Source organism: Marinospirillum alkaliphilum DSM 21637, assembly GCF_900119735.1.
Taxonomy (GTDB): domain Bacteria; phylum Pseudomonadota; class Gammaproteobacteria; order Pseudomonadales; family Halomonadaceae; genus Marinospirillum; species Marinospirillum alkaliphilum.
Window position 1 is genome coordinate 120,030 of sequence record NZ_FPJW01000004.1, and the last position, 23,468, is coordinate 143,497.

At 56.5% G+C, this 23,468-nt stretch carries 24 protein-coding genes and 1 other RNA gene; 9 read left to right on the forward strand and 16 right to left on the reverse strand.

Features of this window, described 5'->3' with window-relative positions; translation table 11 throughout:
- Window positions 1–2: 2 nt before the first annotated feature.
- From ruvX to BT114_RS07430, 7 genes are all read right to left on the reverse strand, one after another.
- Entirely contained in the window at window positions 3–485 is a 483-nt protein-coding gene (gene ruvX, locus BT114_RS07400; RefSeq protein WP_072325725.1) for a Holliday junction resolvase RuvX, read from the reverse strand.
- The gene (locus BT114_RS07405) at window positions 478–1,032 is read right to left on the reverse strand and encodes a YqgE/AlgH family protein (RefSeq protein ID WP_072325726.1); all 555 of its coding nucleotides are present in this window, start codon (window positions 1,030–1,032) and stop codon (window positions 478–480) included. The genes ruvX and BT114_RS07405 overlap by 8 nt, the downstream gene beginning before the upstream one ends.
- A gap of 84 nt (window positions 1,033–1,116) precedes the next feature.
- Window positions 1,117–1,932 carry an energy transducer TonB gene (locus tag BT114_RS07410; RefSeq protein WP_072325727.1) on the reverse strand — a complete coding sequence of 272 codons (816 nt, stop codon included), beginning with the start codon at window positions 1,930–1,932 and terminating at the stop codon, window positions 1,117–1,119.
- Between the two features lie 16 nt (window positions 1,933–1,948).
- Complete coding sequence (gene gshB, locus BT114_RS07415; RefSeq protein WP_072325728.1) at window positions 1,949–2,908, reverse strand: glutathione synthase; 960 nt, start codon at window positions 2,906–2,908, stop codon at window positions 1,949–1,951.
- Between the two features lie 22 nt (window positions 2,909–2,930).
- A complete protein-coding gene (locus tag BT114_RS07420) occupies window positions 2,931–3,650 on the reverse strand; it encodes a 16S rRNA (uracil(1498)-N(3))-methyltransferase (RefSeq protein ID WP_072325729.1) in 720 nt (239 codons plus the stop codon).
- Between the two features lie 18 nt (window positions 3,651–3,668).
- Window positions 3,669–4,121: a protein-export chaperone SecB gene (secB, locus tag BT114_RS07425; RefSeq protein ID WP_072325730.1), complete on the reverse strand. Its 453-nt coding sequence runs from the start codon at window positions 4,119–4,121 to the stop codon at window positions 3,669–3,671.
- A 60-nt stretch (window positions 4,122–4,181) separates the two neighbouring features.
- On the reverse strand, window positions 4,182–4,601 hold the full coding sequence (locus tag BT114_RS07430) for a rhodanese-like domain-containing protein (protein WP_072325731.1): 420 nt from the start codon (window positions 4,599–4,601) through the stop codon (window positions 4,182–4,184).
- A 218-nt stretch (window positions 4,602–4,819) separates the two neighbouring features.
- Here BT114_RS07430 and gpmI point away from each other — a divergent pair, with 218 nt between their 5' ends.
- Genes gpmI through BT114_RS07445 form a run of 3 tightly spaced genes read left to right on the forward strand, consistent with a single transcriptional unit; the run spans window position 4,820 to window position 8,895 of the window.
- Window positions 4,820–6,373 (forward strand): 2,3-bisphosphoglycerate-independent phosphoglycerate mutase, encoded by a 1,554-nt coding sequence (gpmI, locus tag BT114_RS07435; protein WP_072325732.1) that lies wholly within the window; start codon window positions 4,820–4,822, stop codon window positions 6,371–6,373.
- A gap of 32 nt (window positions 6,374–6,405) precedes the next feature.
- Window positions 6,406–7,551: a murein hydrolase activator EnvC family protein gene (locus BT114_RS07440; RefSeq protein ID WP_084661995.1), complete on the forward strand. Its 1,146-nt coding sequence runs from the start codon at window positions 6,406–6,408 to the stop codon at window positions 7,549–7,551.
- A gap of 27 nt (window positions 7,552–7,578) precedes the next feature.
- Entirely contained in the window at window positions 7,579–8,895 is a 1,317-nt protein-coding gene (locus BT114_RS07445; protein WP_072325733.1) for a S41 family peptidase, read from the forward strand.
- A 27-nt stretch (window positions 8,896–8,922) separates the two neighbouring features.
- Here BT114_RS07445 and BT114_RS07450 read toward each other — a convergent pair whose 3' ends face one another.
- From BT114_RS07450 to BT114_RS07465, 4 genes are all read right to left on the reverse strand, one after another.
- Window positions 8,923–10,134: a UbiH/UbiF/VisC/COQ6 family ubiquinone biosynthesis hydroxylase gene (locus BT114_RS07450; RefSeq protein ID WP_072325734.1), complete on the reverse strand. Its 1,212-nt coding sequence runs from the start codon at window positions 10,132–10,134 to the stop codon at window positions 8,923–8,925.
- 105 nt (window positions 10,135–10,239) lie between these two features.
- Window positions 10,240–11,469 carry a 2-octaprenyl-6-methoxyphenyl hydroxylase gene (gene ubiH, locus BT114_RS07455; protein WP_072325735.1) on the reverse strand — a complete coding sequence of 410 codons (1,230 nt, stop codon included), beginning with the start codon at window positions 11,467–11,469 and terminating at the stop codon, window positions 10,240–10,242.
- Window positions 11,456–12,820: a Xaa-Pro aminopeptidase gene (pepP, locus tag BT114_RS07460; protein WP_072325736.1), complete on the reverse strand. Its 1,365-nt coding sequence runs from the start codon at window positions 12,818–12,820 to the stop codon at window positions 11,456–11,458. Before pepP ends, ubiH begins: the two co-directional genes overlap by 14 nt.
- Before the next feature lie 17 nt (window positions 12,821–12,837).
- Window positions 12,838–13,434, reverse strand: coding sequence for a UPF0149 family protein (locus tag BT114_RS07465; RefSeq protein WP_084661997.1), 597 nt, complete (start codon window positions 13,432–13,434; stop codon window positions 12,838–12,840).
- A 137-nt stretch (window positions 13,435–13,571) separates the two neighbouring features.
- Here BT114_RS07465 and BT114_RS07470 point away from each other — a divergent pair, with 137 nt between their 5' ends.
- The 3 genes from BT114_RS07470 to BT114_RS07480 all read left to right on the forward strand — a co-directional run bounded on the left by BT114_RS07470 (window position 13,572) and on the right by BT114_RS07480 (window position 14,738).
- Window positions 13,572–13,889 (forward strand): cell division protein ZapA, encoded by a 318-nt coding sequence (locus tag BT114_RS07470; RefSeq protein WP_072325737.1) that lies wholly within the window; start codon window positions 13,572–13,574, stop codon window positions 13,887–13,889.
- A 26-nt stretch (window positions 13,890–13,915) separates the two neighbouring features.
- A non-coding RNA gene (ssrS, locus tag BT114_RS07475) (6S RNA) lies at window positions 13,916–14,097 on the forward strand.
- Window positions 14,098–14,117: 20 nt separating this feature from the next.
- Complete coding sequence (locus tag BT114_RS07480) at window positions 14,118–14,738, forward strand: 5-formyltetrahydrofolate cyclo-ligase (RefSeq protein ID WP_072325738.1); 621 nt, start codon at window positions 14,118–14,120, stop codon at window positions 14,736–14,738.
- 256 nt (window positions 14,739–14,994) lie between these two features.
- Here BT114_RS07480 and ilvA read toward each other — a convergent pair whose 3' ends face one another.
- The gene (gene ilvA / locus BT114_RS07485; RefSeq protein ID WP_072325823.1) at window positions 14,995–16,512 is read right to left on the reverse strand and encodes a threonine ammonia-lyase, biosynthetic; all 1,518 of its coding nucleotides are present in this window, start codon (window positions 16,510–16,512) and stop codon (window positions 14,995–14,997) included.
- A gap of 145 nt (window positions 16,513–16,657) precedes the next feature.
- Here ilvA and rpiA point away from each other — a divergent pair, with 145 nt between their 5' ends.
- The gene (gene rpiA / locus BT114_RS07490; protein ID WP_072325739.1) at window positions 16,658–17,335 is read left to right on the forward strand and encodes a ribose-5-phosphate isomerase RpiA; all 678 of its coding nucleotides are present in this window, start codon (window positions 16,658–16,660) and stop codon (window positions 17,333–17,335) included.
- A 53-nt stretch (window positions 17,336–17,388) separates the two neighbouring features.
- On the opposite strand, the gene BT114_RS07495 is transcribed toward rpiA, so the two are convergent.
- Window positions 17,389–18,060, reverse strand: a complete 672-nt coding sequence (locus BT114_RS07495; RefSeq protein ID WP_072325740.1) for a glutathione S-transferase — start codon at window positions 18,058–18,060, stop codon at window positions 17,389–17,391.
- An 80-nt stretch (window positions 18,061–18,140) separates the two neighbouring features.
- Between BT114_RS07495 and BT114_RS07500 the strand changes: the two genes are divergently transcribed.
- Window positions 18,141–18,728, forward strand: a complete 588-nt coding sequence (locus BT114_RS07500; RefSeq protein ID WP_072325741.1) for a glutathione S-transferase family protein — start codon at window positions 18,141–18,143, stop codon at window positions 18,726–18,728.
- 69 nt (window positions 18,729–18,797) lie between these two features.
- On the opposite strand, the gene waaA is transcribed toward BT114_RS07500, so the two are convergent.
- The 3 genes from waaA to BT114_RS07515 are packed head-to-tail and all read right to left on the reverse strand — an operon-like array spanning window position 18,798 to window position 22,655.
- Window positions 18,798–20,096 carry a lipid IV(A) 3-deoxy-D-manno-octulosonic acid transferase gene (gene waaA, locus BT114_RS07505; RefSeq protein WP_072325742.1) on the reverse strand — a complete coding sequence of 433 codons (1,299 nt, stop codon included), beginning with the start codon at window positions 20,094–20,096 and terminating at the stop codon, window positions 18,798–18,800.
- Window positions 20,097–20,112: 16 nt separating this feature from the next.
- Window positions 20,113–21,534, reverse strand: coding sequence for a bifunctional D-glycero-beta-D-manno-heptose-7-phosphate kinase/D-glycero-beta-D-manno-heptose 1-phosphate adenylyltransferase HldE (hldE, locus tag BT114_RS07510; protein ID WP_072325743.1), 1,422 nt, complete (start codon window positions 21,532–21,534; stop codon window positions 20,113–20,115).
- On the reverse strand, window positions 21,531–22,655 hold the full coding sequence (locus BT114_RS07515; protein WP_072325744.1) for a glycosyltransferase family 9 protein: 1,125 nt from the start codon (window positions 22,653–22,655) through the stop codon (window positions 21,531–21,533). Before BT114_RS07515 ends, hldE begins: the two co-directional genes overlap by 4 nt.
- Here BT114_RS07515 and BT114_RS07520 point away from each other — a divergent pair.
- Window positions 22,654–23,400 (forward strand): 3-deoxy-D-manno-octulosonic acid kinase, encoded by a 747-nt coding sequence (locus BT114_RS07520; protein WP_072325745.1) that lies wholly within the window; start codon window positions 22,654–22,656, stop codon window positions 23,398–23,400. The genes BT114_RS07515 and BT114_RS07520 overlap by 2 nt on opposite strands.
- The last annotated feature ends 68 nt before the right edge of the window (window positions 23,401–23,468 follow it).

Consider the following 23,468-nt stretch of genomic DNA (forward strand, 5'->3'; position numbering starts at 1 on the left):
GTTTATTGACGGACAAAATCAGGTCCGGCAATGGATTGCAAAAACGGACTGGCAGTCGACGGCTCCAGCGCCAGCCAACCTTCCAGAATCATGGCAGCAGCCAGGCTGTCCACCGGATCTTCCCGGTAGTTGCCGCGATGCCCCTGCTGTTTCACCACTGCTTTGGCCATGCGGGTGGTGCCATGTTCATCCATGCCATAACAGGCCTTGCCATAACGCCCGAACAGGCGGCGGGCAAACTTGCGCGCACGCTGACTGAGGGGTGTTTCACTGCCATCTTCAGCCAGTGGCAGACCAACCACAAACAGGTCCGGCTGCCATTCCCGGATCAATGCATCCAGCAGCTCCCAGGAGGGTATGCCATCCTTTGCCGGAATCACACCCAGCGGGTTGGCCGTGCGGGTCAGTTCATTACCCATCGCCACTCCATGACGCTTGCTGCCAAAATCAAAAGCCATCACCCGCCTGGCCACCGGATCAGGCATGACCAGCCTGCCCGCTCAGCAGTTCCAGCTGGATGCCAAGACTGGCAGCGGCAGCGGCAAGACGGGCCTCCGGTGCAATGTCATACAGCAGCTGTTCACTGGCCGGGCAGGTCAGCCAGGCATTGTCGAGCAGTTCCTGCTCCAGCTGACCGGCTTCCCAGCCGGCACAACCCAGCGCTATCAGAAAGTGCTGCGGACCTTCTCCGGCGGCCAGGGCTTCCAGAATATCCAGTGAGGTGGTCAGGCTGAGTTGTTCACTGACCGGCAGACTGGCTTTCCAGCCTGCCTTGCCGGTATGCAATACAAATCCCCGGTCACCATGCACCGGTCCACCGCGATAAACCGGCGCGTCAGCATGGCGCAGGTCCGACATGGTCAGCTGCATCTGTTCCAGTAATTCCTGAAAGCTTAATGGCAAGGGTTTGTTCACGATCAGACCCAGTGCACCCTGCTCATTCTGTTCACACAGATAAGTCAAAGTGCCACTGAAGTGAGGGTCTTCCAGCTGTGGCATGGCCAGAAGAAAATGATCCCGCAAAGTATTCACTAGGCAACTCGTTGTTCAGGTCGATACAAACGGATTCTGGCGAAATTATACCGGGAAAGGAAGGGGCTGACTGCCCCTGACTCTTCAGTTGGCTTGCCAGCCATCACCAAACTGCCAGGTGCGGATGATTTCCAGCACATCAGCTTCAGCCCTGACCGATTCCGGCAGCGGCGCAAAGGGTGCCGCAAGATTGAGAATGCGGATAGCGGCATCATCCAGCAGCCGATGGCCTGAGCTGGTTAAAAGCTGGGCTTCACGGATACTGCCATCAGCATTGATCACCACCAGCAGGCGCAAACGACCGCCCAGATTCTGGCGGCGCGCCTCCTCGGGGTAGTTGAGGTTACCGATGCGCTCCACCCGTGCTTCCCACTGGCGTAAATAAAGCGCTTCTTCAGTGCTCATCTGGGCACCGGAAGTGATCCGGCGCACCCTGGGACGCTCACTCAACAAGGATTCGCGCGACTGCAGCTCGGCCTCCAGTCTTGCCACTTCCAGGCTGCGTGAAACCAGACTGCCGGAACGCACCGACTGCTCGATGGGTTCAGTGATGACAGAGGGTTGCTGATCCACAGGATCAGGCAAAAGCTCAGGCTGCGGCAAAGACGGAGAATGAGACTGGGGCAGAGACAAGGGCGGCTCAGGGTCAACGGCTGCCGGGTGGCCGGGTTCTTGTGCAGCATCCTGAGGCATGGTTGCAATGCCAGGTGCTGTGGCCTGGCCATCAACACTGGCTCCATCTGTTTGCGGCAGATCATCCAGCATTACCTGAGTGGTTTGCAGCCTTGAGGGTTCAGGCATACGGAAAGGTTCAGCAGGCCAGAACACCAGTCCAGCATGCGCCAGCAGGGCCAGCAGCAATGCCCACAGAAAAGCGGGACGCTGCAACTTCAGCGGCATCCCGATCACCAGCGACTCAGCCGCGCCCCAGACGCTCGGCCAGATGCGCCATTAACTGACCGCCGATGTCCAGGCCACATTGCTGATCCAGTTCACGCACACAGGTGGGGCTGGTGACATTGATTTCAGTGAGGTAGTCACCAATCACATCCAGACCCACAAAAATCAAACCTTTTTCTTTCAGTGCCGGGGCCACCTGGCTGACCAGCCAGTAATCCCGATCGGTCAGCTCGCGTGCCACACCACTGCCACCAGCAGCCAGATTGCCGCGGGTTTCACCGGCCATGGGAATGCGGGCCAGCCCGTAGGGTACCGGCTCACCGTTGATGACCAGAATGCGGGTATCGCCGTGGACAATTTCCGGCAGGTATTTCTGCACCATGATCTGGCGCTGACCATTATCCGTCAGCTGTTCGATGATGGCCCCCAGGTTCATGCCCTCCGCGGTGACACGAAACACTCCCATGCCACCCATGCCATCCAGCGGCTTGAGGATGATGTCCTGGTGTTCGCGATGAAACTCACGGATCAGTTCACTGCGGCTGGCCACCAGGGTTGGCGGGCAACACTGGGGAAACTGCTGGGCAAAGAGTTTTTCGTTGCAATCGCGCAGGCTCTGCGGCTTGTTGACCACCAACACCCCTTCCTGCTCGGCTGCTTCCAGCAACCAGGTGGAGGTTAAAAAGGCATGATCAAAGGGTGGGTCCTTGCGCATCAGCAGCACATCCAGCTCGGCCAGAGGTGCCAACTCAGCTTCACCCAGACGGAACCAGCCATCCGGGTCAGCAAACACATCCAGATCCGCCATGCGTGCCCAGGCTTTACCCTGACGCAGGTGCAGGTCACCCAGTTCCATGTATTTCAGTTGCCAGCCTCGCTTTCTGGCTGCCAGCAACAAGGCCAGGGTGGTGTCTTTTTTGTAAGTGATGTCAGCAATGGGGTCCATCACCACACCCAGAACAACCGGCTTATTCATCAACACCACCTCATGCAGGAATTCAAGTAAAGTCGCCCCACCAATGCTGCACCAACGTCAGTGCCGCCAGGGGTGCCGTTTCAGTGCGCAGAATGCGTGGTCCCAGCCGCAAACCGGCAAAACCCATCTGGCGGGCCTGTGTCACCTCTTCATCCTGCAGACCACCCTCCGGGCCAATCAACAGCGCCACTGACTGCACCGACTGGCGCGCCAGTGCATCACTCTGACCATGCGGATGCAGCAGCAGTTTCAATTGTTCATCACGGTGTTGCAGCCATTCGGCCAGTTGCAGCGGGGGATGGATTACAGGCAGGTCATTGCGACCACACTGCTCGCAGGCACTGATGGCCACCTGCTGCCAATGCTCCAGCTTCTTCTGCTCACGCTCACCCTTCAGGCGCACATCCCCGTAACGGGTATAAAGCGGGGTGATTTCACTCACTCCCAGCTCGGTGGCCTTCTGGATGATCCAGTCCATCTTGTCACCCTTGGAAATGGCCTGACCCAGATGACTGCGTAACGGTGAAGGTGGTGCTGTATCCAGCAGCTGCAGCAGTTGCAGCAGAGCACGGTTTTTGTTGCCTTCCAGCAGCTCGGCCAGATAACAGCACTGACCATCAAACAACTGCACCTGCTCACCAGGCTGCAGGCGCAACACCTGAATCATGTGGCGCACCACCTGACCATCCAGCTCCAACTGCTGCTGACCGGCCAGGGCGCGAGGTGAAAAGAAGCGGCGCACGCTGCAGCGTCTGCTGACTTACTGGGTTTGCTGAGCCGGCTGAGCCTGGCGCTGCTTGCGCTCGGCAAAAATGGCTTCAAAGTTAACCGGTGCAATCATCAGCGGAGGGAAACCACCCTTCACCACCAGATTGTCCACCGCTTCACGCGCATAGGGGAACAGGATGTTCGGGCAGAAAGCACCCAGGGTGTGCTCCAGTCCTTCACCTTCAATACCAACCACACGGAAGGCACCACTCTGCTGCACTTCTGCCAGGAACGCGGTTTTTTCACCGAAAGTCACCTGCGCCGTGATCTTGACGGTCACTTCATACAGCTCATCATTGACCTTGCGGTTGCTGGTGTCCAGCTTGACGTCCACGTGGGGCTTTTCAGAGCCCATGAACACTTCCGGGCTGTTCGGTGCTTCAAAAGAAACATCCCGCAGGTAAATGCGCTGCAGGGCAAACTGGGGCTGTTGTGCTTCGCTCATGAGGTTTTCCTTGAGTCTTTTCTAAAAGTCTTTGATCAACAAAATAGTCTGGAGCCAGGCTTACTTTTTCACCACTGGCATGGAATCTGTCTGCCACTGCATCATGCCGCCCTTCAGGCGCAGCGCACCCTTGTAACCGGCCTTTTGCAGCTTGGCGACAGCCAGGGTGGCGGAATTGCCCATACGGCAAACCACCAGCACCTTTTTGTCCTTGTACTTGTCCAGCTCATCCATGCGCTTGTCCAGATTGGCCAGCGGAATATTGATGGCGCCGGTGATGTGTCCGGCAGCAAAGTCCTTGCGATCACGAATGTCCACAGCAATGGCTTCGTCCCGGTTCATCAGACGCACAGCTTCAGAAGTGGTCACTCCGGTTGTGGCACCACGGGTCTCATTGAAAATCACCAGCACCAGCAGAATGACAAAGGCACTGACCAGCAGGGGATGGTTCAGACTGAATTCGATAATTTGCTCAAACATCTCAGCTCTCTTTACATGGCAAACATTGCATGGGTTGTGCCGCAGACATGGATTGCAACTATTTCCGGTCCGGATCAAAAAATTTGGCGTTCAAGGATACACCAGAGTGACACTCATGGCATCAGCAGGATGGCGATTTCAGGCTGCTGCCGCTATCATGGTCATGTTTTGTTCAACAGTGCAAAGTCCTTCCCATTCAAGAGTGACCCGATATTCCCATGAGTTCCCGACGCACCCCGACAGCCCTGATCATCCTGGACGGTTACGGCGACAACCCTTCTCCGGACAACAATGCCATCTTCCATGCCCGCACACCGGTGATGGATCGACTGCGTGCCGAGTTGCCGACCAGCCAGATCAATACCGATGGCATGCACGTTGGACTACCGGATGGCCAGATGGGTAACTCCGAAGTGGGTCACATGAACCTGGGCGCCGGGCGGGTGGTTTATCAGGATTTCACCCGCGTCACCCAGGCCATTCGTGACGGCAGCTTTTATGACAACGCCGCCCTCTGTGAAGCCGTCGATCAGGCCACCAGCCACAAGGGTGCGGTGCACCTGATGGGACTCCTGTCTCCGGGCGGAGTACACAGCCACGAAGAACACCTGTTTGCCATGGCCGAGCTGGCCGTTAAACGTGGTGCCAGCCAGGTATACCTGCATGCCTTCCTGGATGGTCGTGACATGCCACCGCGCAGCGCCGAAGCTTCCTTGCTGGCCGCTGACGAAGCATTTCGCAAGCTGGGCACCGGACGGGTAGCCAGTCTGGTCGGGCGTTATTACGCTATGGACCGTGACAACCGCTGGGATCGGGTTGAAAAGGCTTATAACCTGTTGACCCTGGGCCAGGCTGAGTTTTCTGCCGAGTCGGCTGTTGCCGGCTTGCAAGCCGCCTATGCACGTGATGAAAATGATGAATTTGTGCAGCCCACAGTGATTGGTCAGCCGGTGCAGATCGAAGATGGCGATGCCGTCATTTTCATGAACTTCCGTGCTGATCGTGCCCGTGAAATCAGCCGTGCCTTTGTTGAACCGGAATTCAAGGGGTTTGCCCGCCGTGCCTGGCCACGCCTGAGTCGTTTTGTGATGCTGACCCAGTATGCTGACGACATTCCTGCGGCGGCTGCCTTTCCGCCGGAAAACCTCAGCAACACCTTTGGTGAATACCTGGCCAGTCTTGGCAAAACCCAGCTGCGCATTGCCGAAACCGAAAAATACGCCCACGTCACCTTCTTTTTTTCCGGTGGCCGTGAGCAGCCCTTTGAAGGGGAAACCCGCATTCTGGTGCAATCCCCACAGGTTGCCACCTACGACCTGCAGCCGGAAATGAGTGCGCCGGAAGTGACCGAGCGCCTGGTGCAGGCCATCCTGTCCGGCGACTATGACGCCATCATCTGCAACTACGCCAATGGTGACATGGTCGGCCATACCGGTGACTTTGCCGCCGCAGTCAAAGCTGTGGAAGCCCTGGATGCCTGTATCGGCCGGGTGATTGAGGCCCTGCAACAGGTCAATGGTCAGTGCTTCATCACTGCCGACCACGGTAACGCCGAACAGATGCTGGATGAAAGCACCGGCCAGGCCCAGACCGCCCACACCACCTTCCCGGTGCCGCTGATCTACCTGCCACCGGCCGGGCGCAAGGCGCGATTGCTGGATGGTGGTCGCCTCAGCGACATTGCACCCACCCTGCTGAAAGCCATGGGTCTGCCGCAGCCGCCTGAAATGACCGGACACCCACTGGTCGAATTTGAACCGGCCAACGCCTGAGTGAAGCTGCCAGCGGAGGGCATACATCAGCCATGAAACGCATCAGTTTGATCTGCCTGCTGGCTGCCACCCTGCTTGCCACTGCGCCCCTGCAAGCCAATCGGGAAGAAGCCAGCGAGCAGCAATTGCAACAGCTGCGACAGGACATCAACCGCTTGCAGGGCTGGCTGACCCAGGCCAGGGGTGAACAATCCCAGCTGCAGGACCGACTGAAACAAACCGAATCCCAGATCGGTCAACTGGTCACTCGTATTGAGGCCAACACTCGTGAGGCTGCTGAGCTGGAACAGCGACTGACCCGCCTGCGGGTTGAACAACGGGAACTGCAAACCCAACTGGACCAGCAGGCCGGATACCTGCGCCAGCAGATCCGCTCGGCTTACGCCATGGGCCGTCAGGAATACCTGAAAGTACTGCTGAACCAGCAGGAGCCGGACCGGGTTGCCCGCCTGTTGCGTTATTACGATTACATCAACCGTGAACGGACCCGCAAGATGGAAGCCTACCTGGCGGTGGCACGTCAGTTGGATACCGTTCAGAGTGAAATCATCACCCGCGGCCAGACCCTTGATCAGGTGCGTCGCTCATTGCAACAACGCCGCACCGAACTGCTGGCCGAGCAGCGTCAGCGCCAGCAACTGGTGCAGGAGTTAAGCCGTGAAATCGCCGGTCGGGATGATGAACTGCAAAAACTGCTGGCCGACCAAAAACGCCTGGAACAATTACTGGAAGCGGTTACCGAGGCCATTGTGCGCCTGCCACCACCACGCGATGCCCGGCCCTTCCAGCAAATGCGTGGCAACCTGCCCTGGCCGATACAAGGTCGGGTGCTAAGTGCCTTTGGCAGCCGCCAGCATAACAATCGACTGGTCAGCCGCGGCATGCTGATTCAAGCCAGTGAAGGCGCACCCGTACAGGCGATCCACGGCGGTCGGGTGGTGTTTGCTGACTGGCTGCGCGGTTTTGGTTTCATGATCATCATTGACCATGGTGACGGTTTCATGAGCCTTTATGGTCATAACCAGACCCTTCGTAAACAGCCCGGTGACTGGGTGAATGGTGGTGAAGTAATTGCCACCGCTGGCGCCACTGGTGGCCAACAACAGACCGGACTTTATTTTGAGATACGCCGTCAGGGCCAGCCAGTCGATCCAGTCAGCTGGATTGCAAGGCGCTGAACGACCCGCGCACCCGAGGAGAAAACGATGTACCGCCCAGACGCATCCTTTTATCACCGCAGCCCGTTGCAACGCTGGTTAACGGGTGCCGCGCTTGCACTGGCGCTAGGCCTGCCCTTGTCGGCCAACGCCCAGTTTCACCAGCCGCTGGACCCGCAATACGACCTGCCACTGGATGAACTGCGCAGCTTTGCCGAGGTTTATGAGCGCATCAAACAAGCCTATGTCCATGAAGTGGATGACCGTACCCTGCTGGAAAATGCCATTCGTGGCATGCTCTCCGGCCTGGACCCCCACTCGGGTTATCTGGAGCCGGAAGCCTTTCGTGAACTGCGCGAAAGCACTGAAGGCAGTTTTGGTGGCCTCGGTATCGAAATCGGCATTGAAGAAGGTTACATCAAGGTCATCAGCCCGATTGATGACACCCCGGCATCACGCGCCGGACTGCAGCCTCACGACCTGATCACCCGCATCAACGACACTCCCACCCGCGACATGTCGGTGGATAAAGCCATTGAACTGATGCGTGGTGAACCTGGCACCAGAATCCGCCTCACCATCCAGCGCCAAAATGTTAACCAACCCTTTGAAGTGGAACTGGAGCGCGCCGAAATACGCATCACCAGTGTACGCCATCGCCTGCTTGAGCCTGGTTTTGGCTACCTGCGCATCAGCCAGTTTCAGAATCGCTCTGGTGATGAAGCCCGAGAAGCCATCAAACGCCTGCAACAGGAAAGTGAAACACCTTTGCAGGGCATGATTCTGGATCTGCGTAACAACCCCGGTGGCGTGTTGCAAGCCGCTGCCGATGTTGCAGACATTTTTCTGGATGGCGGGCTGATTGTTTACACCAAAGGCCGCTTACCGGATACCGAAATGCGCTTTGACGCCTCACCCGGTGATGCACTGGAAGGTATACCGCTGATTGTGCTGATCAATGGCGGCTCGGCATCAGCTTCAGAAATTGTGGCTGGTGCCTTGCAGGATCATCGCCGAGCACTGGTGATGGGCACCCCCAGCTTCGGCAAGGGATCAGTGCAGACGGTACTGCCACTGAACAATGACCGCGCCCTGAAAATGACCACCGCCCTGTATTACACCCCCGGTGACCGCTCGATTCAGGCGGATGGCATTCATCCGGACATTGAAGTGGTCAACGCCCGCATCACCCCGCTGGAAATGCCTGTCGGCACCCGCGAAGCCGATCTGGAGGGCCATCTGGGCGGTCAGCAGCCTCGTGAACACAGCCGCAGCACGGCTGCACGGCTCAGCACCTCAGACGACTACCCGTTGAATGAAGCACTGAACCTGCTGAAAGGACTGGTGATTTTTCGCAGTCAATGAAAAAAAAGCCGCTCATGGCGGCTTTGATTAACGCGCCAGTGGCCTTAAACCCAGTGCCTGGGCAATCAACTGACGTTTGATCCAGGCATTGGAGTTGACCAGTTTCATACCCAGATTACGCAGTAACAGTACCGGCAGTTGCCGGGTGGCAAACAGGCGCTTGAAACTTTCCATCAGGGCCATCATCGCCAGGTTGTCCGGTTTGCGTTGCTGCTGGTATTCACGCAACACGGCAAGACTGCCCAGTGGACGCTGCCGCTCCGCGGCCTGACACAACACCCGTGTCAGTGCCTGGGCATCCAGAAACCCCAGATTGACCCCTTGCCCGGCCAGCGGATGAATGGTGTGGGCGGCATCACCAATCAATGCCAGCCCCGGCTTGATGTAATCCACCGCATGGCGTTGCCGCAGAGGAAACACCTGCCGACCCTCACTGGTCTCCACCTGCCCCAGTCGCCCTTCAAAAGCTTCCGTCAGTCGCCGGTTAAAGCTGGCTTCATCCAGTTCCAGCAGTTCTGCAGCGGTTTCCGGGTCGGTCGACCAGACAATGGAGCACCAGTGATCATCCCCTTCGCGATTCAGTGGCAGAAAGGCCAGCGGCCCACTGGCATGAAACCTTTGCCAGGCAGCGTTCTGGTGGCTTTTTTCGGTACGCACACTGGTGACCAGTGCATGGTGTCCATAATTCCATTCACGAGTGGCAAAACCACCCCACTCGCGCAAGCGGGAGCGCGCACCATCGGCACCCACCACCAGATCAGCACGCAGCTCGGTGCCATCACTGAGGATCAGGGTGCGCCGCCCCTGACCATCCAGCGGTTCACTCAGGCTGACCGGCTCTACACCGCGAAACCATTGCAGGTTGGCCTGCTGCTCAACGGCCTGCAACAGACCCAGCTGAGTCACCGGGTTTTCCACCAGATAACCCAGATGGCTGACACCGGCTTCAGCCGCATCAAAGACCACCTCTGCGGTACCTTCACTGTCCCAGACCCGCATACCCTGATAGGGATTCACCCGCATGGCTGCCATGTGCTTCCAGGCACCCAGACTTTCCAGCAGCTGGCGACTGGCCTCAGACAAGGCACTCACTCGCAGATCCAGTTGTGCAGCCTGCCAGGTGGGTGGCTCTGCTGCAGCTTCAACAATGGCCAGCCGCAGACGGGTATGACGCAAGCCGGCGGCCACAGCCAGGCCGGTCATGCCACCACCCACAATGATCAGATCAAATTCCTGCATGCTCACTCCAGACGTTAATATCCTTTAATACCGAAATTCCCGGTAATACCGACATCCCCGGCCCCGCTGAAATCCAGCGCTCAGGCAGCCCATTCAGACACTCATTCAGACGCCCATGGCTTTGGCAGCCAGCCAGCGCCGTGCCGGTGCCAGAAGATTCAAACCGATCAAACCGGCTGCACGGGCATGCCCCAGCAAGGGCAAACTGCTGCCAAACAACTGAATCAGACCGTGACTGAAACCGATCACTTCATCCTGGTCCATCATGCGCTGTGCCTGCCAGCTTTCCAGCAGGGTCAGATCACCAGGGTGGAATGGCTGACCTTCCGCACGCGCCTGAGTGGCACCGGTTTGCAGTGCCTGCGCCAGAGACATCACGCCACGAATTGCCAGGTTATAACCCTGCCCGGCCACCGGATGCAGGTAGTGAGCGGCATTACCCAACACCACCAGATTGCGACGCACCTGCTCAACGGCACGGACTTTTTTCAGCGGGTAGGCAAAGCGCTCACCCACCTGCTGGAAGCGACCGGCACGCTTCCCGAAACTCTGCTGCAGACGCTGGATGAACTCAGCTTCCGGCAGTGCTGCATCCAGCTGCGCCTGTTGGCCGGGACGTGTCCACACCAGCGCCATATCCTGTCCGGCCAGAGGTAGCAGTGCCATGGGCCCATCTGCAGCAAAGCGTTCATAAGCCCAGCCACGGTGAGGTCGTGACATGCGCACATTGGCAATCAGGGCTGTCTGTTCATAATCATGCACCCGGTCAGCAATACCCAGCTGCTGCTTGATGCCAGAGCGGCCGCCATCGGCCACCACCACCAGACGGGTTTTAAGCTGCAGCGGTGCATCATCCAGGGTGCCTTGCAGTACCGCCTGATCCGGTGACGGGAAATGCACCGATTGAATGGATGCCGGAGCCAGCAGCCGGGTTGAACCTGCCTGCTGCAGGCCTTGCCACAGCACCTGTCCCAGCCACGCATTCGGCACCACATAACCCAGGGCATCAACCTGCTGCTCCTCGTGATCCAGCTGGCTGGAGCCCAGATAACCCCGGTCGGATACGTGAATGTGTTTGATCGGGTACACATGGCGGGACAAGTCTTGCCACAAACCCAACTGCTCATAAATCAGCCGGGTTCCCCAGGACAGGGCCGAGGAGCGCGCATCAAAGCTGGGCTGCCAGTGTTCCGGCTGGCCCAGCATCGGAGGGTGGCTTTCCATCAGGCAAACCTGCAAACCCAACTGCTTCACCAGCGGTTGTAATGCCAGCGCCAGGCTGGCACCCACCAGGCCGCCACCAATAATGGCTATGTCACACTCAATCTGTTGCATCACCACCTGCCATCAGTGTTTCGATCCCTTCCACGCTTTTGGGTACACCCTGAGTCAGCACTTCACAGCCTTCCTCGGTCACCAGCACGTCATCTTCTATCCGAATGCCAATGCCGCGCCAGAGTGAATCCACATCCATTTGATCCGGCGCAATATAAAGGCCCGGTTCGATGGTGAACACCATGCCTGGCTGCAGCGCTCGGGCTTGCCCTTGCTGGCGATAAAGACCGGCATCGTGGACATCCAGCCCCAGCCAATGACTGGTGCCGTGCATGAAAAAGGTTTTGTAGGTTTCACTGTCAATCAGCTGCTGTACCTCGCCCTGCAGCAGATCCAGTGCCACCAGCCCTTCCACCAGACAACGCACCACTGCCTGATGAATGGCATCCAGCGTGGTGCCAGGGCGAACCAGACTGATGGCCAGCTCATTGGCTTGCAACACCAGCTGATAAAGCTGCTTTTGCTGCAATGAAAAACGGCCATTAACCGGGAAGATGCGAGTGATGTCTCCGGCATAACCCTGAAACTCAGCACCGGCATCAATCAACACCAGGTCACCATCCTGCAGGGCATCACGATTGTCCACATAGTGCAGGACACAGGCATTGTCACCGGCGCCGACAATGCTGCCGTAAGCGGGCGGGCAACCTCCCTGCAGCATGAACTCATGCTCGATTTCGGCCTGTAACTGGTACTCATACATGCCTGGACGGCAATTGCGCATGGCACGGCAGTGGGCCTCAGCAGAAATCCGTGCCGCCTCTCGCAGCAGCTCAATTTCTTCCGGCTGCTTGATCAGGCGCAGCTCACCCAGCAGGGTGCTGAGATCCGTGATCCGATCGGGCAAACGCGCTGCCCGTTTTTGCAGGCGTCGGACACCCTGACGCCAACCCAGATAACGGTGATAAAGCGCCTCATCCTCCAGCGGTAACCAGACTTCACTGGCCTCCGCCAATAACAGCGGGACTCGCTGATCCGCTTCACTGAGTACAAAAGCCTGATCCACACCCAATTGACTGATGGCCGCTTCCTGACCCAGGCGAATACCCGTCCAGGTTTCCATCAGCTTGTCCTTGGGCTGGTTAAACAGCAACTGCTCACCTTCCCGCCGCCCCTTGCAAAGCACCAGCAGTGCTTCAGGCTCCTGATAACCGGTCAGATACCAGAAGTCGCTGGACTGGCGAAAAGGATATTCTGTATCCCGACTCCGGGTCGCCAGGTTGGCAGCCGGAAGAATCATCAGCGCCCCTTCGGGTAACTGATCCAGCAACTGCTGGCGTCGTGCCCGATAAACGCTTTGTGGCAAGGCCGGTAAAACATCCGGGCGCAGCAAAGAGGCATGAGTATTCATCTTGGCTCCGAAGGGTTTCAGTGAAGGCTACCGGGCTGACCGGGCTTTTCAACCTGTGGGCGGCCGGGGTGGAGTTCGGTGTACAACAACATCACCACCATGCGCACAAATTCAGCCAGTGCAGTCAGGTCTTTTTCATTGTCATCATCTGCTATCAGTCGTGCACCACCGGCATCCACGATCTTCTGCAGGTCTTCCAGGCCCTCGCGTGCCTCAGCACTGATTTCACGTTCAGCAATGTCAGCAGCCTTTAAAGACTTCAGAAAACCCTGCAACCATTTCACCAGGGCAGCGAAGCGCTCTTCCAATTCATAGAGTTCATCCGGCAGCAGGGGTTCAAAGTCCAGCCCCCCCGCGCTCAGCTCTTCCAGGGTCTGATCCAGCAAGTCCAGTGCCAGCTGACGTTCGTCACCCTGCAGGTTCACCCCTTCATCCCCCAAGAGCTGCCCCATCAGCACCAGCCAGTGCTCACGCGACAGGCGTTCCTGACCACAGAGCTGGCCGGTCAGCACGCCATGAAACAGCGAGGGTGATTGAAAGCAGCGGTATTTCAGGCACAAGTCGGCCAGACGATCAAAGTCCACCAGGCGTTTGTCAGCCATTTCAGAAGCCATGAAGTTCTCTCTCTCATTCAATAAAAAGTGCGGTGAGCCGCCACACAAAAAAACAAGCCTTTTTGTCGGCAATTGACCGCTTCTGGCGGCCGAACTATAGTAGTTGCTTGCTTTTAAAGGGCTTTGGAGCCGTGCACATGAGCAGTGACAAGAATACCACTGAAATCACCCTGCTGGATCGCAAATATCTCATTGCCTGCCCGCCCGAGGAACAGGATGATCTGCTGCGCTCGGCGCAATACCTCAACCGCAAGCTGATGGAAATTCGCCAGGGTGGCAAGATCCTCAGCCTGGATCGGCTGGTGATCATGGCGGCCCTGAATATCACCCATGAGCTGCTGAAAAATGATGAAAATCAACGCTCCAGCACCTCTCGCATTCAGCGTCTGAATGATCAGATGGACAATGCGATTGGAGAACTGGATGCCTTGGTCGGGTCACGAAAGATCCCATAATTCCCACATGATCTGATACACTGAAGTCATCCCTGGGGTGTTGGCCAGTTGTCCAAGTCCTCGAGCCTATGATGTACTACCGGGACGCTGCTTGTTTTTGCCCGTGTGCAGGTCCGCCATGTAGCGGAAAGCCTTCGGCAGATCGGTAGCTTCCACCTTGAACTTTAGGGTTCAAGGGCCACGACAACAGCGGCACCCTGGGGCCACCTCTATTTCCCTGACCTGTCCATGCCAGCAGCAACAGACACCAGCCCATCCCGTAAAACCCTACGCCAGCAACTGCGTAACAGACGGCGCAATCTCTCTATTTACACACAAAAACAAGCCGCTTCAGGTATTTGCCGTGTGTTGCGCCAGCAACGCTGGTTTCAGCGTGCCAAGCACCTGGCTGTGTATCTGGCCAGTGACGGTGAAGTTGATCCTCAGCAACTGATCAGACTCGCTCACCAACTGGGCAAAAAGGTATACCTTCCTGTGCTGCACCCATTACAGCGGGGCTTTTTGTGTTTTGTACGTTATGACACCCATACTCCCATGCAGGCCAATCGTTTTGGCATTCATGAACCGCGTTTGCGTGGATACGGCCATTTACGACAGAACCAGCGTAAGGCTCAGGCACTGAATCTGGTATTAATGCCACTGGTGGGCTTTGACCTGCAGGGTGGTCGACTGGGGATGGGGGGGGGGTTTTATGATCGGACCTTTGCAGCACGTCCGGCAAAGTTCAATCAGCCACTGTTGATTGGTCTGGCGCATGACTGCCAGAGGGTTGAACATCTGTCGGTCGCCGACTGGGATGTCCCTCTGGCAGGTGTGGTGACAGGTTCCGGCTTTTACCCTTCAGTGTAAAAGAGTCTGGGCATAGCTGGTTGCCACCAGCCCCAGCACAAACAACATGCCGAGCAGCAGCATCAAATCAGGTTTTTTCTTCATTGTTGCAAACTCCGTGTTACCGTCCCCTGGTTAAAAAGACTTTAAAACCGTGCACCATCCAAGGTTTCTCCAATTTATTCCTTTAAATAAATTCAAACAAGTGGAACAGGTCACTTTTTGACCAGCATTTTGTTATTTTTTTGTTAATAGCCATGCAGAAAAAGCTTCAGCTTTAACGGAGAAACAGCTGATAGGCTGGATTATCCGTTTCACGCCAATAGCGATAACTGATCTTGTCCAGGTATTCCTCAACATGGGCCCGGTCACCATTGGGAATTTGCAGCCCCACCAGCACTCGTCCATAAGCGGCACCGTGGTTGCGGTAGTGGAACAGCGAAATGTTCCAGTCATGTCCCAGATGGTTCAGAAAATTCAGCAGTGCACCGGGGCGCTCCGGGAATTCAAAACGGTAAATTTCTTCATTGCTGTCAGAAGGGGTGCGGCCACCACCCAGATGGCGAATATGCAACTTGGCCAGCTCGTTGTCGGTCAGGTCCACCACCGGGTATTCAGCTTCCAGCAAGGCATGGATCAACTCTTCACGGTCATTGCCATCAGGTTTGACCTGAATACCAACATAAATCTGTGCCTGCTCCGCATCCGCGTAACGGTAGTTGAACTCGGTGACCATTCGCTTGCGACCGATCACCTTGCAGAAATTCTTGAAGCTGCCGGGCCGCTCAGGAATACCCACTGCCAGAATGGCTTCACGCTTTTCACCCAGCTCGGTGCGCTCGGCAATATGCTGCAGGCGATCAAAGTTGGTGTTGGCACCTGAATTGATGCAGATCAGCGTGGTGTCACTGATGCCGGTGTTTTCCACGTATTTTTTAAGGCCTGCCAGTGACAAGGCACCGGAAGGTTCAGACACTGCCCGGGTATCTTCAAAGATATCCTTAACAGCGGCACACATCTCATCGGTGTTGATGGTGATGACTTCATCAACATAATCCTTGCAGATCTTGAAGGGCTCCTTGCCGATCTGGGCCACGGCCACCCCTTCAGCAAAAATACCGACTTGATCCAGCACCACCCGACGCCCTTTTTCCATGGCGGCTTTCAGGCAGGCAGAGTCCTCTGCTTCCACACCAATGATCTTGATGTCCGGGCGCAGGTATTTAACGTAGGCAGCCACACCGGCTATCAGACCACCACCACCGACCGGGACAAAAATGGCATGGATCGGGTCCGGGTGCTGATGCAGGATCTCCATGCCTATCGTGCCCTGACCGGCAATCACGTCCGGGTCGTCATAAGGTGGCACATAGGTGTAACCCTGCTCTGCCACCAACTCCAGTGCGTGCTCCAGCGCCTCACCAAAAGCATCCCCTTTCAGAATCACCCGGGCACCACGCGCCCGGACCGCCTGCACCTTGATATCCGGAGTGATACGCGGCATCACAATGGTGGCTTTCACACCCATTTCTTTGGCTGCCATCGCTAGCCCCTGGGCATGATTACCTGCCGAGGCCGCAATCACTCCCTTGTCTTTCTCCGCCTGAGTCAGCTGCGCCATCTTGTTGTAGGCACCACGAATCTTGAAGGAATACACCGGCTGCAGGTCTTCACGCTTGATCCACACCTGATTGTTCAGGCGTTTTGACATAAAACGGGCTTCGGACAGAGGCGTTTCCAGTGCCACGTCATAAACTCGGGCCTGGAGGATTTTTTTGACGTAACGCTCAAGCATGATGGCAGTTATTTCCCGGCAGCAGTGGTATTCAGGCTGTAAACGAACCATTGTGGCGTTTTGCTGCGGCTGCGTCCAGTCGAAGCCCTTGGGTGCTGCTGTTATACTGCACAGATTCTTTTCTCTTCAAAGACCGGACCCAGCCATGAACCAGAATGAACTGAAACAGGCCGTTGCCAAAGCTGCCCTGGAAGAAATCCGCAACCAGTTGTACAAGGACACCATCATAGGTATTGGCACTGGCTCCACCGCCAACTTTTTCATTGATGAACTGGCACGACTGAAACAGGATTTTGACGGTGCCGTGGCCAGCTCCGAGGCCAGTGCAGAACGCCTGATAGCCCACGGCATTCCGGTTTATGACCTGAACAGCTCAGGCATCCTGCCCTTTTACATTGATGGTGCGGATGAGGTGAATGCCCGACTGCAGATGATCAAGGGCGGCGGTGCAGCACTGACACGCGAAAAAATTGTCGCTGCCTGCAGTGAAAAATTCATCTGCATTGCAGATGAAAGCAAACAGGTTGAAATTCTGGGCGACTTCCCTTTGCCGGTGGAAGTGATCCCCATGGCACGCAGCCATGTCGGCCGGGAGCTGGTGAAACTGGGCGCAGATCCTCAATGGCGCGAGGGTGTAAAAACCGACAACGGCAACCTGATCATCGACTGTTACAACTTCCTGCTGGACGACCCAATCAAGCTGGAAACCATGATCAACAACATCAGCGGTGTGGTTTGCAACGGCATTTTTGCTCAGCGCCCTGCCGATGTACTGTTACTGGGTTGCAGCGACGGCGTGAAACGTCTGACCGCCAGCCGCTGAACCTCCATGGATTGATATTGCAGGCAGCGTGATATTGCAGGCCGGGTGAAGGATCAGGAAGGAATCTGCAATGGCCCGGCTTTCTGCACCACCCGCTGCCAGGCCGGATCAGCCAACAGCTGCTGATTGTAAGCCTGAATGTGCGGATAAGCCGAAAGGTCTGAGCGTGCGGCCAAAGCCAGCATCGGAAAACTCATCTGCACATCTGCAGCAGTGAGCGCATCACCGGCAAACCAGCGGTGTTGTGCCAGATGCTGCTCGATGAATGCCAGGTGGGTATCCAGGTTCGGCTGCACAAAGGTCTCCAGCACCTTGTTGCTGATGCCTTTGGCCACCGGCTTTACAAAAAACGGCATGGGCCGTTTCGGAATCTGGGTAAACACCAGCTTCATCAACAGCACCGGCATCAGCGACCCTTCCGCGTAATGCAACCAGTGACGGTAATCAACCCAGCCCTGCAGATCGTCTGCAACCTGTTGCAAACGCCCCTTGCCATAACGCTGCAGCAGGTACTCAATGATAGCCCCCGATTCAGCCACCACCAGCTCACCATCAGTAATCACCGGCGACTTGCCCAGTGGATGGATCTGCTTTAACGCAGGAGGTGCCAACAGGGTCTGTGGGTCACGCAGATAGGTCTTGAACTCATAATCCAGACCCAGTAATTCCAGCAACCAGAGCACACGGTGGGAACGGGATTTTTCCAGATGATGCAGGGTCAACATGACTCACCTCAAAACATGTGTTTGAATATACCAGCTTAGCAGATCATCCGGCAGTCCTGCCGCTTCTCTCTGGAGATTTCATGAAGCTTTATCTGAACGCCACTTCGCCCTATGCCCGTTTTGTGCGTGTTGTTGCACTGGAAAAAGGCCTGCAGCCGGAATTGGTATGGGTGGACCCCTGGGCCAATGATCCGGCATTACTGGCCGCCAATCCGGCCCTGCGGGTTCCGGCACTGGAAACTGAACAAGGCACCTGTCTGAGTGAGTCCATGCTGATTGCATTGCATCTGGATCAGGCGGCAACCATACCCTCACTGCTGCCCACCGGAGAGCAGGAGCAGGTATTGCAATTGATGGGCTGGGGGCAGGGATTGACGGATGCGGCCTTTAATACCGTCATTGCCCGCAAGCATCAGGGGGCAGAAGCAGATCGGTCGATACTGGGACAACGCCGCCTGGCGGCCATTCAGCACACCCTTGAACAGCTGGAGCAACAGGCACGGCAACTGGAAAAACTGCATCTGGGCAGCCTGCTGGTGGCCGTGGCGCTGGATTACCTGAGTTTTCGTTTACCGGAAATCCAGTGGCAGCAGCGCTGTCCGCAACTTGCCGCCAGCCTGCAGTCACTGATGCAAAGGCCCAGCATGAAAACCACGGCATTTGTGTGAAACAGCGACCCTGACACAGGGTGCTGTTTCTTCAAGAACAGTGTGGCTAACAAGAATGGCAAGGAGATATCAGGAGTGTTCTGTGCGGGCTTTATCTGCCAGAGCATCCTGCTCCGCCAGTAACTGTTCAATCATGCGGCGTTGTTTTTTCAACGCGCCTCGATTGGCATCCACCACCTGCAGGCCAGCCTGAACCTGGTGCTGGCGAGCCTCTGCATCACGCCAGAGCTGTAACAAGGCTTCCGGCAGAGCGGCAGCATCAGCAACCTCTTTCAAGGCTCCAGCCTGACGTAATAACCCGGCAATTTCGGTGAAGTTATTCAGGTGCGGTCCGGTGATCACCGGCACCCCAACAGCCGCTGGTTCCAGCAGGTTGTGGCCACCTATCGGCACCAGGCTGCCTGCCACAAAAGCCAGATCAGCCGCTGCATAGAGCAACAACAGCTCACCCAGGGTGTCACCCAGATACACCTGGGTCTGACTGGTCACTGGCTGCTGCAAGCTGCGACGACTGTAAGAAAAGCCCTGCGCTGCCACCTGCTCAGCCACCTGATCAAAACGTTGCGGATGGCGTGGCACCAACAGCAGCAGTGTGTCTGGCTGGTGTTTCAGCAGTTGTTGATGGGCTTGCAGCAACAACTCATCTTCACCTTCATGGGTGCTGGCAGCAATCCAGACCGGGCGCGTGGTGCCCCAGCCACTGCGCAGGTCCGCAGCCCAGCGCGACAGATCTGCCGGCACCTGCAGGTCATACTTGATGCTGCCACTGACTTCCATGCGATCAGTCGGCAGCCCCAGTGCAACAAAGCGGTTTCCATCCTCTTGCGCCTTGGCTGCCACGCAACGGACAGCCTGCAGGGCCTCACGAACCAAGGGCCGAATGCGCCGGTAACGCCGAAACGCCTTTTCAGACAGGCGGCCATTGGCAATCACCAGCGGTACCTTGGCTTGTTGGCAGCTGTGGATCAGGTTTGGCCAGAGTTCCGTTTCAAAAATAATGCCCAGCACTGGCTTTAGTGTGGCAACAAAGCGGTCAGTATTCCAGGGCAGATCCAGTGGCAACAGGTAATGGCGTGCTTCCGGCAGGCGCTGACGCACCTGTGCGGCACCGGTGGCAGTCATGGTAGTGACCACCAGCTGTTTATCCGGGTGCTGTTGTTGCAGTTCACGCAGCAGGGGTTCTGCCGCCAACACTTCTCCCACCGATGCACAGTGTGCCCAGATCACCGGCAGTTCACTGGGTGATACATGGCCCGCACGTTGCCGTGCCGACAGCGCATTCAATCGCTCGCGCTCCAGTCGCCGGTTAATCAAGGGCAACAGCAGTAACAGCAAACCGGTATAAATCAGTCGAGGCAGGGATGCCATGCTTGCTCCAGCACTATCAATTACGATCCAGAATGGAGTGAACCATTGCGGTGGTGGAAACACCATCCACAAAACTCAGCACCCGAACTTCACCACCTGCTTTCAAGACAGCATCAGCACCTGCAATGTCTTCCGGTTTGTAGTCTCCGCCTTTCACCAGCAAATCAGGCAATACCTGTTCAATCAGCGCTGCAGGGGTGTCTTCTTCAAACGGCACCACCCAGTCCACCGACTGCAACCCTGCCAATACCCGCATCCGCCGATCCAGTGGATTGATCGGACGGGACGGCCCTTTCAGGCGACTGACCGAGTCATCGGCATTCACGGCAACCACCAGACGGTCACCCAGCTTGCGGGCCTCTTCCAGGTAGGCCACATGACCGGCGTGCAACAGGTCAAAACAGCCGTTGGTCATCACCACCTTTTCACCACGAGCCTGTGCCGCTCTTACGGCTTCAATCAGCGTGTTGACGGGCAATACACCATACTCAATCAGCTTTTCACCATGCAGGGCAGCATGAATTTCACCCAGGCTGACAGTGGCAGTACCCGGCTTGGCCACCACCAAACCAGCAGCCAGATTGGCCAGCATCACGGCTTCCGGCCAGTCATGCCCGGAGGCCAGCGCCAGTCCCAGCACTGCAATCACGGTATCACCGGCACCGGTAACGTCATAAACCTCCTGCGCACGGGTCGGCAGGTGCAAGGGAGGATGATCAGCACGAATCAGTGTCATGCCCTTTTCACTGCGTGTGATCAGCAGGGCTTCCAGTTCCAGCTGCTGGCGCAGCGCTTCACCTTTCTGCTCCAGCTCTCCTTCATCCCGGCAGTGTCCGACCACTGTTTCAAACTCACTCAGATTGGGTGTCAGTACACTGGCCTGCCGGTAAATTGAATAATCCTTGCCTTTGGGATCGACCAGTACCCGTTTGCCTGCCTTGCGAGCCTGCTGAATCAGTGATTGAACCTGCTTCAGACTACCCTTGGCATAGTCTGACAGAATCACCAGATCCACCTGATCCATTGCTTTGCTGTATTGATCCAGCAGCGTCTGCCCGGATTCCAGCATTTCTTCAAAATCCAGCCGGATCAGCTGCTGGTTACGACTCATCACCCGTAACTTGGTAATGGTTGGATGGGTCTTTGAGTATTCAAAAAAAGTTTTCACACCCAACTGATGCAGCCGCTGATCCAGCAGACGACCATTGTCATCCTCGCCGATCACCCCGACCAGGCTGGCAACGCCACCCAGGCTCACCAGGTTCAGTGCCACGTTGGCCGCACCACCGGGACGATCATCACTCTGCTGCACCTTCACGACCGGTACCGGCGCTTCCGGTGAAATGCGGGAAGTGGCACCCTGCCAGTAACGATCCAGCATCACATCCCCTGCGACCAGCAAACGGGCCTGCTCAAAAGCGGCCAGATTGATTTTCATTGTTTCAATTCCTCGAAAGCTGTTGTGGCTCGTGCCGCTGACATGATGTGATCCAGTCGCATGATGACCTCTTCAACCCGAATCAGGTCAATCGCGGCCGGGTCTCTGACACGCTGCCCCCAGCCCACCTGCTCTGGCTCGCGCTTCAGAAACTGCCGCACTGCCGCTGGATAACAATTCACTATCCAGCTCTGCAATTGTTCTGCTGGCAACCAGGGGCCGGTGCGCAGGGGATTGGACGTCACATAGAGTCCCAGCGGTGGAGTACCCATGGCCACTGCCATATGGATGGGACCGGAATCCGGAGCCACTACCAGTTGTGCATCCCGAATTAACACCAGCAGGGCTTTTAATGAGGTTTTTCCCACTGCATTGATCACCGGCGCCGCACAGAGTGCCTGAATATCAGCCACCATCTGTTGTTCCATCGGGCTGTTGCCACCAGTGATCACGGTATTCAATCCATAAGCCTGCCAGGCATGATCAATCATCTGTGCATAACCCTCAGCCGACCAGTTGCGCCAATTGCGCGCCCGATTGCTGGAGCAGGGGCTTAATAGCAGGTATGGCTGTTTGCCAGACACCCAGGCAGCGGCTTCTTTTTCTGCTTCAGAAGGCAAGGGAATGGACCACTGGCGTTGTTGAGGTTCAGCACCCAGATAACGAACAAAATCCAGAAAGCCCTCTCCTACATGACTATTGGGATGAGGAAGCAAGTGTTCACTGACAAAAAAGCCCTGCCAATCCTTGGCTCTGGCTTTATCAAAACCAATTCGGCGTTTTGCCGGGATAAAACGTGACAGGATACTGGCTCGCAAAGCAGCCTGCATGTGCAACAACACTTCAAAAGGGCGGCCCTGACGTTCCTCCAGCAATTGACGACGTAAAGCGCGCATGCCAGCAATGCCGGTTTTCTTGTCGTAAACACGGAAGGTCACACCTTCCAGCCCGGCCAACAGGTTATACTCAGCCTGACCGATCACCCAGGTGATTTTGATATCTGGTCGAGCCTGCTGCAATGCACGCACACTGGGCACCAGATTACACACATCACCCAGTGCCGACAGGCGCAGGATGCAAACATCACTGACTGAAACACCGGAAGAAGGTTTGGATGGCATGAGCAGTTTCCAACAGCTGCAGGATCAAGGGCGAATCATTCTATATGACCCCCAGTGTATCTCAAATATCAGTGCAGCATGGTTTGATGCTGATTATTGGCAAACTCAACAAGCACTGCTCGGCGGTGCACCCGGCCGTGGCACCAGTGCATTCATTCTTACACCAGCAGGTGAAGCGGTCTGGCGGCATTATCACCGGGGAGGATTGCCCGGGCGTTTTATCCGCGACCGCTACCTCTGGACCGGATTAAACACCACCCGCGCCTGGCAGGAATTCCACCTGACCAACAAACTCCTGTCACTGGGACTGCCCGTACCCCAGCCTCTGGCTGCGGCGGTGAAGCGCAGCGGTCTGACCTACACTGCCGATCTGATCACACTGCGACTGCCCAACGTGATGCCACTGGCCGAATGCTTACTGAGCCCGGATTATCAGTCACTGATTCCAGCGCTCTTGCATCAGGTGGGTGCCTGTATTCAGCGTTTTCATGCGGTCGGGCTGGATCATGTAGATTTGAACCCGCGTAATCTGCTGGTTCGTTTACAGGATCAACAGGTCTGGCTGATCGATTTTGATCGCTGCCGACTGGGGCAACCTGATGCCAGGATAGCGGAGCGCAACCTGCAACGTCTGCAACGAGGTCTGATCAAACTGAATGCCTTGACCACTCACAGCTGGATGCAGGCGATTCGGGCCGGTTACAGCGACAGCACCACAGCAACAACTGATTGCAAAAAAACCTGATTAATTCACCCCGACTGCCTGCTGCTAATGCGAAACTAGAGTCTTGGTACAGTAAACCCCAACCCAGA

Coding starts and splice junctions, on each gene's coding strand:
- ilvA (WP_072325823.1), bottom strand. CDS start 16,512: ATGCTTGAGCGTTACGTCAAAAAAATCCTCCAGGCCCGAGTTTATGAC.
- BT114_RS07470 (WP_072325737.1), top strand. CDS start 13,572: ATGAGCAGTGACAAGAATACCACTGAAATCACCCTGCTGGATCGCAAA.
- BT114_RS07480 (WP_072325738.1), top strand. CDS start 14,118: ATGCCAGCAGCAACAGACACCAGCCCATCCCGTAAAACCCTACGCCAG.
- ruvX (WP_072325725.1), bottom strand. CDS start 485: ATGCCTGATCCGGTGGCCAGGCGGGTGATGGCTTTTGATTTTGGCAGC.
- BT114_RS07495 (WP_072325740.1), bottom strand. CDS start 18,060: ATGTTGACCCTGCATCATCTGGAAAAATCCCGTTCCCACCGTGTGCTC.
- BT114_RS07440 (WP_084661995.1), top strand. CDS start 6,406: ATGAAACGCATCAGTTTGATCTGCCTGCTGGCTGCCACCCTGCTTGCC.
- pepP (WP_072325736.1), bottom strand. CDS start 12,820: ATGAATACTCATGCCTCTTTGCTGCGCCCGGATGTTTTACCGGCCTTG.
- gpmI (WP_072325732.1), top strand. CDS start 4,820: ATGAGTTCCCGACGCACCCCGACAGCCCTGATCATCCTGGACGGTTAC.
- BT114_RS07450 (WP_072325734.1), bottom strand. CDS start 10,134: ATGCAGGAATTTGATCTGATCATTGTGGGTGGTGGCATGACCGGCCTG.
- BT114_RS07515 (WP_072325744.1), bottom strand. CDS start 22,655: ATGCCATCCAAACCTTCTTCCGGTGTTTCAGTCAGTGATGTTTGCATC.
- ubiH (WP_072325735.1), bottom strand. CDS start 11,469: ATGCAACAGATTGAGTGTGACATAGCCATTATTGGTGGCGGCCTGGTG.
- BT114_RS07430 (WP_072325731.1), bottom strand. CDS start 4,601: ATGTTTGAGCAAATTATCGAATTCAGTCTGAACCATCCCCTGCTGGTC.
- hldE (WP_072325743.1), bottom strand. CDS start 21,534: ATGAAAATCAATCTGGCCGCTTTTGAGCAGGCCCGTTTGCTGGTCGCA.
- rpiA (WP_072325739.1), top strand. CDS start 16,658: ATGAACCAGAATGAACTGAAACAGGCCGTTGCCAAAGCTGCCCTGGAA.
- BT114_RS07445 (WP_072325733.1), top strand. CDS start 7,579: ATGTACCGCCCAGACGCATCCTTTTATCACCGCAGCCCGTTGCAACGC.
- gshB (WP_072325728.1), bottom strand. CDS start 2,908: ATGAATAAGCCGGTTGTTCTGGGTGTGGTGATGGACCCCATTGCTGAC.
- BT114_RS07500 (WP_072325741.1), top strand. CDS start 18,141: ATGAAGCTTTATCTGAACGCCACTTCGCCCTATGCCCGTTTTGTGCGT.
- BT114_RS07465 (WP_084661997.1), bottom strand. CDS start 13,434: ATGGCTTCTGAAATGGCTGACAAACGCCTGGTGGACTTTGATCGTCTG.
- secB (WP_072325730.1), bottom strand. CDS start 4,121: ATGAGCGAAGCACAACAGCCCCAGTTTGCCCTGCAGCGCATTTACCTG.
- BT114_RS07410 (WP_072325727.1), bottom strand. CDS start 1,932: ATGCCGCTGAAGTTGCAGCGTCCCGCTTTTCTGTGGGCATTGCTGCTG.
- BT114_RS07520 (WP_072325745.1), top strand. CDS start 22,654: ATGAGCAGTTTCCAACAGCTGCAGGATCAAGGGCGAATCATTCTATAT.
- waaA (WP_072325742.1), bottom strand. CDS start 20,096: ATGGCATCCCTGCCTCGACTGATTTATACCGGTTTGCTGTTACTGCTG.